Origin of the sequence: Pseudomonas sp. RIT-PI-o, from assembly GCF_001297215.1 — a bacterium.
Classification (GTDB): domain Bacteria; phylum Pseudomonadota; class Gammaproteobacteria; order Pseudomonadales; family Pseudomonadaceae; genus Aquipseudomonas; species Aquipseudomonas moraviensis_A.
The window spans coordinates 82,336-95,556 of record NZ_LHPA01000041.1; the positions used below are offsets into that span (position 1 = coordinate 82,336).

The 13,221-nt window shown below is 61.9% G+C and carries 5 protein-coding genes; 1 reads left to right on the plus strand and 4 read right to left on the minus strand.

Annotated elements, in window-relative coordinates; all coding sequences use genetic code 11:
- Window positions 1-149: 149 nt before the first annotated feature.
- The 4 genes from astD to AEQ63_RS22730 all read right to left on the minus strand — a co-directional run bounded on the left by astD (window position 150) and on the right by AEQ63_RS22730 (window position 5,136).
- Entirely contained in the window at window positions 150-1,619 is a 1,470-nt protein-coding gene (astD, locus tag AEQ63_RS22715) for a succinylglutamate-semialdehyde dehydrogenase (protein WP_165839183.1), read from the minus strand.
- Window positions 1,616-2,641, minus strand: a complete 1,026-nt coding sequence (astA, locus tag AEQ63_RS22720; protein WP_024014014.1) for an arginine N-succinyltransferase — start codon at window positions 2,639-2,641, stop codon at window positions 1,616-1,618. The genes astD and astA overlap by 4 nt, the downstream gene beginning before the upstream one ends.
- 51 nt (window positions 2,642-2,692) lie before the next feature.
- Window positions 2,693-3,712 (minus strand): arginine/ornithine succinyltransferase subunit alpha, encoded by a 1,020-nt coding sequence (gene aruF, locus AEQ63_RS22725; protein ID WP_024014015.1) that lies wholly within the window; start codon window positions 3,710-3,712, stop codon window positions 2,693-2,695.
- 203 nt (window positions 3,713-3,915) lie between these two features.
- Window positions 3,916-5,136: an aspartate aminotransferase family protein gene (locus AEQ63_RS22730; RefSeq protein WP_064364877.1), complete on the minus strand. Its 1,221-nt coding sequence runs from the start codon at window positions 5,134-5,136 to the stop codon at window positions 3,916-3,918.
- 303 nt (window positions 5,137-5,439) lie between these two features.
- On the opposite strand from AEQ63_RS22730, the gene AEQ63_RS22735 reads away from it, so the two are divergent.
- Window positions 5,440-13,218, plus strand: a complete 7,779-nt coding sequence (locus AEQ63_RS22735; RefSeq protein ID WP_064364879.1) for a dermonecrotic toxin domain-containing protein — start codon at window positions 5,440-5,442, stop codon at window positions 13,216-13,218.
- Window positions 13,219-13,221 lie beyond the last annotated feature (3 nt).

Below are 13,221 nucleotides of genomic sequence, written 5' to 3' on the forward strand. Positions count from 1 at the left end.
GAGAATCTGTTGTTATAGGCTTCAGGTAACAATTCAGTCAGACCGCGTCGCGGCTATCGCGAGCAGGCTCACTCCTACAGGTTTAGCGGTGGACACATATGCTGTGTACAACACAAATCCTGTAGGAGTGAGCCTGCTCGCGATGGCCGCTACGCCATTTTCACGCCAGGCGTCAGGGCCGATGGCAACACCAGGCTCGGGGTTTCCAGCGATGCCACCGGGTACGCGCAGTAATCCGCTGCGTAATAGGCGCTGGCGCGGTGGTTGCCCGAGGCACCGACGCCGCCGAATGGCGCGCTGCTGGCGGCGCCGGTCAGCTGTTTGTTCCAGTTGACGATGCCGGCGCGGCTTTCCAGCCAGAACTGCTGGTAACGCGCTTCGGAATCCGAGAGCAAACCGGCGGCCAGCCCATAAGCGGTGTTGTTGGCTTCAGTGATCGCCGCAGCGAAATCGGCGTAGCGGATCACTTGCAGCAACGGCCCGAACAGTTCTTCGTCCGGACGCTCAGCGACTGCCGTTACATCGACGATGCCCGGGGTCAGCAAGGCCGACTGCGCCTGCGGCTGAGTCATTTCCAGCAGCGCCACCGCGCCGTTGGCCAGCAGTTGTTCCTGCGCATCCATCAGCGCTTTCGCCGCGCCGAGGGAAATCACCGAACCCATGAACGGCGCCGGTTGCTGATCGAACGCACCGACTTCGATGGTCGCGCTGACTTCCACCAGACGCTTGAGCAGGCTGTCGCCCCACGCGCCTTCTGGCACCAGCAGACGCCGGGCGCAGGTGCAGCGCTGGCCGGCGGAAATGAATGCCGACTGAATGATGGTGTACACCGCCGCATCCAGATCGGCGACCTGATCGACCACCAGCGGGTTGTTGCCGCCCATTTCCAACGCAAGAATCTTGTCCGGGCGACCGGCAAATTGCTGATGCAGATGATTGCCGGTGCGGCTGGAACCGGTGAAGAACAGACCGTCGATGCCCGGGTTCGCCGCCAGAGCGATACCGGTTTCCCGCGCGCCTTGCAGCAGGTTCAGCACGCCTGCCGGCAGGCCGGCTTCGATCCAGCACTTGACCGTCAGCTCGGCGACTTTCGGTGTCAGTTCGCTAGGCTTGAACAGCACGCTGTTACCGGCCAGCAGCGCTGGCACGATATGACCGTTGGGCAAGTGGCCGGGGAAGTTGTAAGGACCGAACACCGCGACCACGCCGTGGGGCTTGTGGCGCAATACGGCGGTAGCGTCACCCAGGGGGCCGCTCTTCTCGCCGGTACGTTCGCGGTAGCTCTGCACCGAGATGGCGATCTTGTTGACCATGCTCGTCACTTCAGTCGCGGACTCCCACAGCGGCTTGCCGGTTTCTTCACCGATGGTGCGAGCCAGTTCGTCAGCGTGGTTTTTCAGCGACGCGGCGAAAGCCTCGAGCACGCTGATGCGCTCTTCGAGCGTGCGACGTGCCCATTGAGGAAAGGCCTGACGGGCAGCCTGCACTGCCGACTCGACCTGCGCGGCCGTCGCGCCCTCGCCCGCCCACAGCACTTGCTGGGTCACCGGGTTCAGCGACTGAAAGGCTTCGCCCTGACCGGCCAGCCACTCACCTGCGATGTATAGCGAATTCATTATTTCGACTCCCGTGCAGCGGACAGCGCCACGGCGCGAACCTGATCGCCGGCGCTGAGTTGAAGACGTTTTGCGGTCTGCGGATCGACCACCAGGGTGCCCGCTGCCAGACGCGCTGGCGCGGCAGTGATGCGGCAATCCTCGCGCTTGCGGTTGTGGATGATGAAGGGTGTGGCGTCATCACCCGGCGTGCCCACGGCCAACACCAGCGCTTCGCTGTCACGCACTGCGCGGATCTTGCTGGTTTCGCATTCGATGGCCGGGCCGGCGTCGAAGATGTCGACGTAACCCTGGTAGCTGAAGCCTTCGCTCTTGAGCATGGCCAGCGCCGGCTCGGTGTCCGGGTGCACCTGGCCGATGACATTGCGCGCGTCCGGCGAGAGGAAGCAGGTGTAGAGCGGGAATTTCGGCATCAGTTCGGCGATGAACGCCTTGTTGCCGACGCCGGTCAGGTAATCCGCCTGGCTGAATTCCATCTTGAAGAAATGCCGGCCAAGGCTCTCCCAGAACGGCGAACGCCCGGCGTCGTCGGACACGCCGCGCATTTCGGCGATGATCTTGTTGCCGAACAGCTCCGGGAACTCGGCGATGAACAGCATGCGTGCCTTGGACAGCATGCGGCCGTTCAGTCCGTTGCGGTAATCGGCGTGCAGGAACAGCGAGCACAGCTCGGAATTGCCGGTCAGGTCGTTGGCCAGAAACAGCGTCGGAATTTCGCGATAGATGTTCAGCTCTTGCGACGCGCTGACGGTCAGACCGACGCGGAAGTTGTACCAGGGCTCACGCAGGCCGACCGCTCCGGCGATGGCGGAAATACCCACCACGCGGCCGTCGTCGTCTTCGAGTACGAACAGGTAGTCCGCATCGCCACGCCCGGCTTCGCCGCGAAAGGTCTTCTCGGCCCAGCCGACCCGGTGGGTCAGGCGCTCTTCGTTGGCCGGCAAAGTGGTCAGGCCGGTGCCGGTGCTGCGGGCCAGGTCGATCAGCGCGGATAAATCGCTGCTGCGTACGGGACGAACAATCATGCTATCTCCTCAAACGGGCCGCTCGCGCCACCCGTGAAACTCGCTAAGGCGTTAAACCGCCACCAGGCGCACGCTGGCACCTTCACCGACGCCCAGGGCTTCGGCCGCTTCCATATCCAGCGTCACCGGTTTGCCCGGCGCATAATCCAGCTCTAGCAATACCGCGCGGTAATCCTGCAACTGCGCATTGGCCACCAGGTACTGACGCCCGGCGCCTTTGACCGGCTCGCCGATCTTCACCGGCACCACGCGGCTCTGCGCGATCGAACGGATCCCGGAAACCCGCGCATGCAGGGTCGGGCCGCCGTCGAAGATGTCGATGTAGTGATCGGTCTCGAAGCCTTCGCGCATCAGGATGTCGAAGGTGATCTGCGCCCGCGGGTGCACCTGACCCATCGCCTCTTGCGCGGAGTCCGGCAGCAGCGGCACGTAGATCGGGTAATGCGGCATCAGCTCGGCGAGGAAGGTGCGGCTTTTCAGCCCGCACAGACGCTCGGCTTCGGCGTAGTTGAGGTCGAAGAAGTTGCGCCCGATCGCATCCCAGAACGGCGAGTCGCCATTCTCGTCGCTGTAACCGACGATCTCGGTCACCACCGAATCGGCAAAACGCTCCGGGTGACTGGCGACGAACAGCAGACGGCCACGGGAATTGAGCTCGGCCCACGGCGACCCGACCAGCTCTCGCTGCACGTAGAAACTGGTCAGCAAGCTGTTGCCGGTCAGGTCGTGGCACTGCGAGAGCACGTGGATCTTGTTATGAATCTTCAGCTCGCGGGAGGCATGCACGAACGTCTCGTTGCGGAAGCTGTAGAACGGCTCGGAGTAACCGGCCGAAGCGACGATGGCCGAGCAGCCGACCAGTTTGCCGGTGCTCGAGTCTTCGAGGACGAAGAAGTAACTCTCTTCACCGTTGAAGCTCACTTCGGCGGCGAACGATGCTTCGCTCGCGGCGATCTTGTCGCTCAGACGTTCAACGTCATCCGGCAAGGAAGTGACACCAATCGGGCTGTCCGCAGCCAGACGCTGTACCTCGCCCAGATCAGCCATTTGCGCGGGGCGCATCACCAGCATGGTGTCACTCCTTTCTCTTCAAAATTCACAGAAAAAAAACACCGGACCTTGTAGGAGTGAGCCTGCTCGCGATAGCAGTCTGTCAGAACCCGATGAGTCGACTGACAAACCGCTATCGCGAGCAGGCTCACTCCTACAGTGAACGTGCCCGGTATCAAAAATTGGCTTCGGCACCGGAAAATCTCCAGGCGCCGAAAGGTCCATCAGGCTTGCGTCAACTTCGCCGCAGCGCGTTCGAAGCGGTCCAGACCGGCATCGATATCGGCGTCTTCCACCACCAGACTCGGGGCGAAACGGACCACGTCCGGGCCAGCCTGGAGAATCATCAGGCCTTCCTGTTCGGCGGCGTTGAAGATGTCCTTGGCCTTGCCCTTCCAGGCGTCGCTCAGCACGCAACCGATCAGCAGACCGAGACCACGCACCTGGGTGAACAGGCCGTATTTCTCGCCGATCTGTTGCAGGCGGGTCTTGAACTTGTCGTGCTTGGCGTTCACGCCGTTCAACACTTCAGGAGTGTTGATCACGTCGATCACTGCCTCAGCGACAGCGCAGGCCAACGGGTTGCCGCCGTACGTGGTGCCGTGAGTGCCGACCACCAGATGTTTGGCCAGCGCTTCGGTGGTCAGCATCGCCGCGATCGGGAAACCACCGCCCAGGCTCTTGGCGCTGGTGAGGATGTCCGGGGTCACGCCGTAATGCTGGTAGGCGAACAGCTTGCCGCTGCGGCCCATGCCGGTCTGCACTTCATCGAACACCAGCAGCGCGTTGTTCGCATCGCACAGTTCGCGGGCACCTTGCAGGTATTCAAGCTCGGCCGGCAGTACGCCGCCCTCGCCCTGGATCGGCTCGAGCACGACCGCGCAGGTCTTCTCGGACACCGCGGCTTTCAGCGCGGCCAGGTCGTTGTAGGGAACGTGGGTGATGCCGGTGATTTTCGGGCCGAAACCGTCGGAGTATTTCGACTGACCACCGACATTAACGGTGAACAGGGTACGGCCGTGGAAGCTGTTCAGCGCGGCGATGATTTCGTATTTCTCCGTGCCGAAACGGTCGAATGCAACGCGACGGGCCAGCTTGAACGCGGCTTCGTTGGCTTCGGCGCCGGAGTTGCAGAAGAACACGCGCTCGGCGAACGTGGCGTCGATCAGCTTGTGGGCCAGGCGCAGGGCCGGCTCGTTGGTGAACACGTTGGAGACGTGCCACAGCTTGTTCGCCTGTTCGGTCAACGCGCCGACCAGCGCCGGGTGCGCGTGCCCCAATACGTTGACGGCAATCCCGCCGGCGAAGTCGATCAGCTCGCGGCCGGCCTGATCCCAGACCCGGGAACCGGCGCCACGCACCGGAATGAAAGCGGCAGGCGCGTAGTTGGGAACCATTACCTGGTCGAAATCGGCGCGTTGTACCGCAGCGTGCTCAACGGACATCGGAGTCTCCTGAAGAGGAACACCCGCCTGGAACTGGCGAGCGATGGGGGGATTGTAAGGACAGTTTGGTGCCCGGCCTTGTCGCCAAGCGACAACTTCTTATAGCGCAAACCCCGGATTTTCCCGGGTTTACGGCAATGCGACATATAGCGTCGCAAAGGCGCAGTTTACCGGGCACGGCCGATTTGCGGGAGGCCGCGCAGAATACCAAGTCAGCCTCGCGAAAGAGATATGAATATGTACCGCACGGCAGGCGCTTGCTGCTGATTTGCTGAGGGTTCTTATCACCGCCAAGGAATGCTCATGCACCTGTCTGATCGACACTCACCGACAACCTCGAGCAAGACGCCCGATCCCCAACATCCGGACGAGCATTATCAACCACTGAAAAACGCGATTCCCCAGTGGCTCGGCAACACCTCCGCCTCCCGGCGCCAGGCACTGAAAAACAGCACTGCGCAAATGCCAGAGACACTCAGGCTCGCTGCCACCGAACAGCACGCTGTGCTGAAAGACCTCACTGCAACAAGTATCACCGCGCACAGCCAGGTGGACAAAAGCCTGGAACATTTGCAGGACGCCGCCGCGTTCGCCGAGCCCTTGCTCAAGGCGGAACTGAAAAAATGCTTCGATCTCGATCTGGACGTCAGAGGCACCTTCGTGCGCCTGTACATCCCCGTGACGACGCCGTGGTTTGCCATCAGCACGGGCGCCCGCGTCTGGACGGTATCGTTGCTGGATGCCGCGCTGCATAACTTCGAGGACCGGGAAACGCACGAAAACGCTTTCGAAGCGGCATCGACCTACACCACTGCGCCCTCCCCAGGCGGGCAGTTCGAGCCACTGCCGCAGATCAAGGCCAGACTCAGTATTGCGGCCTTCACCCAACTGTGTCGCCGGCTGGACATCGGTGCGCAGTACAAAGCCAGCCTGGAAAACAATCTCGGTTACTCCGATCCGATGGTCGCGACGGTGTTACGCGGCAAACTGGACGCCAGCGAGAAAGCTGCGATGAAAGCCGCGCTGCAATGGGCGCGGATGAACCGTGACGTATCGGAGAATCACTTTCGTCTGGTCGACGCCATGCTCGACGGCATGACCGGCATTTACATCAACGGTGCACCGGTGCTGCGCCATGACATGACCATGCTTTGTGCGCCGCTTACCGGCATCGTCGTGTTCGCTGCGGATCTGTACGTGACACGCGACGCTGCACGCGTCGTGGCCTATGTACCGAACGACCCCGAGCATCCGTTCAAGGAATACGCGTCGCCGGCTGAAATGCTCGTCGAGCTGACGCGCCAGTTGCGGTCAACGGAGTACCAGCAGTTCTTCAGCCGCTTCGTCAATCACGAACAACGGGGCTATTTCTTCAGCACACTCAACAGCCGGCTTACCGAAATCAAATGGCACCCGCACGAGCCCGGCAGCGCCCTGCCCGCCTGGCGAGAAGTTCCTGTGGAACGGCCCGATCTGCAGAGCGCGCTCGTGCCGTTCTACGACGACCTGTGGCAGCACTTGCACCAGGCCAAGCTGAACAAGGTCTTCAACGATGCCCGAGTCATCGCCGTCCCGACGGCCTCGGTCGACCAACGCGCGCGCTGGGCGTTCTGGGATTCGGTGGTCAATATCCTTTCCAGCATCGTCCAGACCGCTGCCTTGATCGTCGCGCCGTTCGTGCCGGTGCTGGGCGAGGCGATGATGGCGTACATGGCTTATCAGATGCTCGACGAAACTTTCGAGGGCATCGTCGAGTGGGCACAGGGCCGCAACACCGAAGCCATCGGGCACCTGATGGACACCGTCGATTCGATGATTCAGTTGGGCCTTTTCGCAGTGGGCGGGGCGATTGGCGCGGCCGAATTCCGCAAGGTACTGCCCACAGAGGTCGTGGCGTTCATCGACCGCTTCAAACCGGTGAAACTGGCCAAAGGCGAAACCCGCTACTGGCAGCCCGATCTTGAGCGTTACAGGCACCCGCTGCGTCCGCCAGCCAATTCGCAACCCGACGGACTGGGCCTGCATGCCCATCAGGACAAGCAACTGCTGCCCCTCGACGATGCGCATTTTTCAGTGAAACCCGACGAGATGTCCGGGCAGTACCGCATCGAACATCCCACCCGACCCGACGCCTACCAACCGGTGGTCCGCCATAACGGTGAAGGCGCCTGGCACACGGAGCTCGAGCAACCGCTCGAGTGGGACGGCGAAACCGCACTGCGCCGCATCGGCCCGTCGGTCGAGAGCTTTTCGCCGGCCGAGCGGGAAACCATTCTGCAGGTCAGTGGCGCCAGCGAAGACGTTTTGCGCAAGATGCATGTCAATCGGGAAAAGGTCCCGCCGCTGCTGGCCGACAGCATTCAGCGCTTCAGGATCGACCAGCAGCTGCAGAGGTTCATCGATCAGCTTGCCAGCGAAGCGTCTGAAGATTTCTTGCGTGCCGATCCGGTCACCCAGTTGCAATTGCTTGCCGACCACGGCCGTTGGCCGAGCAACAGCCGACTGCGTCTGATCGATCGACAAGGCGAACTGCTCTGGCAATCCTCCGCAGACGAAAGCCTGCCCCTGACAGAGCTGCAGCAGGATCGCCTGGCCGGTGGCGACCTGCTCAAATCCTTGCTCGCGGTTCTCGATGAAGCGCAGATCAAGGCGTTGCTGGCTGAACCCTTTGCGCTGACGCCATCACTGGACGTTCGCAGCCAGACCCTGCGCAAGCAACTGGTCGGCCTCGCGAAAACCCACAGAAACACATTGTTCGAATCACGCTATCAGGCGCTGCAACCCATCGACGACCCACTGGCACAGCCGCTCCAGGCGCAAGCCCCCGACCTGCCGGTCAGCATCACCCGCGAACTGCTCGATACCGCCACCGGCGGCGAACTGTTACAGCTCGACCAGGGCCAGGTCCCGCCGCGCCAGCAGGAGCTGCTGCAACTGGCCCGCCAGGAAGTGCGCGTCGCCCGCGCCTACGAAGGGCTGCAACTGGGTTCGGTGAGCAATCCCGATTCCGATGCCCTCGCCCTGCATAGCCTCAAACTGTTGCCCGGCTGGAGCGGCGATGTGCGCATCGAAATCCGCGACGGCCGTTACGACGGCCCGGTACTCGACAGCATCGGCCGCGAAGACGCCCCCGAGCAAAAAGTCCTCGTGCGCACCGACGACGGGCGCTATCAACCCTACGATGAGCGCGGCCAGGCACTGCATTCGCTCAGCGATTTCTATTCCGGCCTGCTCCATGCCCTGCCCGACAGCGAACGCCAGAGTCTGGATCTGCGGATCGATGAGGGACAGGCGCTGAAGGCCGCAATCCGCGAGCGCACGCTGGAACGCAGCGAGCTGCGGGAGGTGCTGGCGGAACATCCGGTCACGCCGCCGAAAATCGATACGTTACGCCTGGTGGGTGCCGAGGGTTACCCACGGCTTTCCCGTGCGATCACGCTGGAGGACGCCCCACAACGCACCCTTGAAGCAGACATACGGGTCCTCTACCCGAGAATGTCGGATCGCCGGATCCAGCACCTGGCGCGGAGCATGCGCGCCAGTCCGTCCGGCGCTCGCGCAGAACTGGTTCGTTTGCAAGATGACTATCTGCAACTGCAGCACGAGCTGCAGGTCTGGGCCAACGACCCGCCCGCCCGACATCCAGAGACGGGTAGCGTGCTCACGGCAATCGAGCGACGCGCGGACATCCGCAACCGGCGATTGCTCAGGGAACAACTGCTCCAGGGCTGGCGACGTGAGAACGTCGTCGGGATCGATCCGCAGGGTGCCGCCTCGGGCCACGCCTTGTTGTTGACCCACGGCATCCTGGGCGACTTGCCTGTGCTGTCGGCCGACTTCAGCCACATCACTTTGCTCGCGATCGACGGCAATGCCACGACCGGTTCTCTCGACAGCTTTCTCCACTCTTTCACGCAACTGCAAAGCCTGGATGCGCGCAATCTCAATCTGCCAAGCCTGCCCCAGGCGCTCGGCTCGATGCCGGCGCTGCGCGAATTGAGATTGCGCAATTGCCGAGTGAGCCTGACCACCACGACCCAATCGGTGCTGGCCTCATTACCGCAACTCACCCTGCTCGATCTGCACGGCAATTCATTGGGCCTGCCTCCCGATCTGCACGCAATGCCCTCGCTGCGTTACGTCAACTTGTCGAACACCGGCCTCTACGCCGTGCCGGATGACGTACTCGATCATCCGCGATTGATCTCTGCGCAGTTCGACGGCAACCGGATCACGCGCATCCCCGACGGTTTCTTCAAACTGGCCAGTTCTCTGAGCGATGGCTACACCTTTGCTGACAACCCGTTGTCCACTGCGTCTCGCGAACGGGTAAAAAGCTTTTACAGCCACACCGGCAAACACTTCGGCGTCCGCCCCAAGTCGCAAGACCTGCGACGCACCATCAATCTGTTCCCCAACCTGGATGCCGAGCAGGCCACTCAGGTGTTGTACCGGCTACCCGGCACCTGGGCCGACGCCCGCGCCCAGTTGTCACGTTGGGAGACGGAGCTGAGCCAGATGAACGTCGAACTGGATCAATGGATCGCTCAGGCTTCCATCGCTCCACCTGAATCCGGCACGTCGACGACATTTGAAGAAGACCCCCGCGAAATCAATGCCAGGCGTTCCTTTGCCCGGCAACTCAAGTTGTTCTGGCGCAGCCGGACCGCGTTCGGCCGCGCTGATGAACTGAGGGCAAATGCCGAGTTCAGCGGCACCATGCCGATACTCAGCGCCAATTTCGACCACGTTTCGCGATTGAACCTGATCGGCAACAGAAACCTCTCCGCCATCGCGCCATTCCTGGAACGTTTCCCCAACCTGACTACCCTGCGCCTGGACGGCTTCGACCTGGACACAACCACACTGGCGGGAGTCAGCCTGCCCGGCCTGAGCGAGCTGGAGCTGAAGAACTGCGGCGTGATCCTGACCGCGGAAAACCAGGCTGCGCTGGTGTCGCTGAACAACCTGCGCCGGCTGGACCTGAGCGACAACCCGCTGGGGACATTTCCCGACCTGAACCTGCTGCCGGAACTGAGGTATATCGACCTGTCCAACAGCGGTCTTACCGTGGTGCCCGATGGGCTGGCCAGCCACCCGAATCAGCCCATTGCAGTGCTGACCGGCAACCGCATCACCGACCTTCCCGATGCCCTGTTCGACATTCCGGCAACTGGCAGCGACGGCATTTATCTTTCCGACAATCCGCTCTCGGCCGCAGCGCGGGACAAGATCAAAGCCTATTACCGCCTTTATCAAAACGACTTTGAAGTGCCCGCCGACGGCCAGGACATTGCCCTCGCCCGCCAACTGTTTCCCGACCTCGACCAGCAACAGGCCAGCGATATGATTTACGACCTGCCCGGCACCCTGGCGGACAGCCGTATCCAGCTTGATCAATGGCATGCAGAGCTGGAACAGATGCAGCTCGATCTCGCGCAGTGGACAGAGCAGATCACAGCCACCCATCCGGTTACCGGGCAGTTGCTGTCCGCCGCTGAATTACAGGCGCAGACAACTGCGCGAACCGCGTTCAAACAGGCCCTGGAGGCGTTATGGCGACAGCGGTCGAGCGAAACTGCAGCGCGAAGCGGTTTCTTTTCGGCCGACCTGAAATTCTTTGGCGACATGCCCCGGCTGACCGCGGATTTCAGCCACGTTGAAAGCCTGAAGCTGAGCGGAAACGCTGCAATCAGCAACATCGGGACGTTCGTCGAACAATTCCCCAACCTCCAGGCTCTGGAACTGAGAGCCGTCGCCCTGAAGGAAATCCCGGCTTTCGTGGCAGGCCTGCGGACGCTCAAGGAACTGCGCCTGCGTCACTGCGCCGTCACGCTCACGAGCGCCGGACAGGATGTACTCGATTCCTTGCCTACCCTCAAGCTTGTGGATCTGAGCGATAACCCGTTGGCCATGGCACCCGATCTGCGCGGCATGCAGGCGCTGGGGGATATCTTCCTGATGAATACCGGCCTGACTGCCCTGCCTGAGGGGATCATCGACCACCCGACACTGCAGAGCGCATACCTCAACGACAACCACATGACTGAACTGCCGGAGGTTTTGTTCACGGCCAACCCACAGCGTGCCGATGGCATACATCTGACCGGCAACCCGCTGTCCCTCAATGCGCGCGAGCAGATCAAGGCCTACCACGCAGTGCACGGTCGCAACTTCCGGGTCAGGCCCGCGACGGCGGATATAACCCTGGCGCGCCGGCTGTTTCCGCTCCTGGACGATGCTGCAGCCAGCGACATGATTTACCGACTCCCCGGTACGTTGCAGGCCGGTACGGCGCAACTGATCCGCTGGGAAGCGGAAATCGCCCGCATGATCAGTGACCTCAACACCTGGCGCGAGCAAGTGCCCGTCAGCAACCCTGCTACAGGACAACCGTGGACGGCCGAAGCGCGGGCGGCGCAACTTGTCGCCAGGCAACAGTTCGGTGAGCGCCTCGAAGAGCTTTGGCGCGGCCGACGCACGCGGGACCTGGCGCTACGCCTGGACAGGTTCGAAACGGAGGCGAAATTTGCCGGCGAATTACCGCAGTTGAGCGCAGATTTCAGCCACATCACTCATCTGCAGATCGCGGGCGATGGCGGCTCAGGCGTTCCGGACGGTTTCCTCACAAGCTTCAGCGGCTTGAATGGACTGGAACTCAAAGGCTGCAACCTGGGCCGGATGCCGCAGGCGCTGGAGAGCATGCGGTCGCTTGAAACGCTGATGTTGAGCCGCTGCGAGATCACGCTTGATGCGGCCGGGCAAGCGACGTTGTCCACGCTTGTCCGCTTGAAGGCACTGGACCTGTTCGGCAATCCTTTACGGACCACCCCCGATGTATCGGCGCTGACGGACCTCAGGTTCCTCGACCTGATAAGGACCGGCATCGACGCAGTGCCTGCAGGGCTTGAGCAACTCCCCCAGCTAGGCGCCGCGTTATTGAACGACAACAACATTACCGAGTTGCCGGGAGACCTCGTTCCCTACACCGGCAATGGCGTGGATATCGGCGCCAATCCGCTGTCGGCGGCGTCGAGAGAACGCATCAAAGCGACCTTTCAGACCACAGGCGACAATCTGGGCGTGTGGGGCGAATCAGCTGACTTGAGCCTGATTCAGTCGCTGTACCCCTCGTTGACCGCTTTCGAAGCCAACGACCTGCTGTATCGTCTGCCCGGCACGCTGGCCGACGGTCGCGTCGAGCTGATGCGCCGACAGACCGAAATAACCCGATTGCTGACGCGCCTTGATACCTGGAGCAACGAGACTGCGCACGACCCGGTGCTCCGCACGCCCCTGAAAGGAGAAGCCGCGCGCCGGGAATCGGCCCGCCGAAAACGCTTCAAGGAAAATCTGGAAGCACGTCTGCGGCGCTATCCGAAATCGCCAGGGGACAACGCGTTCGTCTGTGATTTGTCGTTCACTGGAGAGCTGCCGCCATTGGCCGGACGCTTCGACTACATCGAACAGCTGGGGCTGACCAGCACGGCCGCTTCGCCGCCGGACGTCAATCGGTTGGTGGAGCTGTTTCCGAAGCTGCGCGGGGTCGACATTCGCAATTATCCGCTGAGGGAAATCCCGCCTGCGATTCTCGGGCTCGATTCACTGGCGAACCTGAGCTTGCCAGACTGCCGCATCACGCTGCCACGGCAAGCCGCAGACGCCATCGCCGGGATGAAAAACCTTATTTCCCTGGACCTGGGCGACAACCCGCTGGGCAACGTGCCCGACCTGAGCAGACTGGTCAATCTGCGGGTATTGCGTCTGAACAATATCGGGCTGAGCGAAACGCCCAAAGGGCTGTTCGATTTGCCCGGGCTTGAGTCGGTGAACCTGGCCGATAACGTCATCAGCGAGCTGCCGAGTCAGTTTCCTTCCAGTCCCGGCGAGGTGGCGACGCATTACAACTTCAGCGGCAATCCCTTGAACCCACAGAGTCAACTGCGTCTTGAGACCTACAACGCCGCTCGGCAAATGCGTCTGTTTGAAGAACAGGCAAGTCAGATCGACCTGAATCCACCGCGCGATGGCAGCGACGAGTCAGAGATCTCCATCGGTGTGGAGTTCAACCGCAACAACTGAACC

What these genes read in the sequence shown, in the direction of transcription:
- AEQ63_RS22735 (WP_064364879.1), top strand. Translation starts at nt 5,440, where the DNA reads ATGCACCTGTCTGATCGACACTCACCGACAACCTCGAGCAAGACGCCC.
- astA (WP_024014014.1), bottom strand. Translation starts at nt 2,641, where the DNA reads ATGATTGTTCGTCCCGTACGCAGCAGCGATTTATCCGCGCTGATCGAC.
- aruF (WP_024014015.1), bottom strand. Translation starts at nt 3,712, where the DNA reads ATGCTGGTGATGCGCCCCGCGCAAATGGCTGATCTGGGCGAGGTACAG.
- AEQ63_RS22730 (WP_064364877.1), bottom strand. Translation starts at nt 5,136, where the DNA reads ATGTCCGTTGAGCACGCTGCGGTACAACGCGCCGATTTCGACCAGGTA.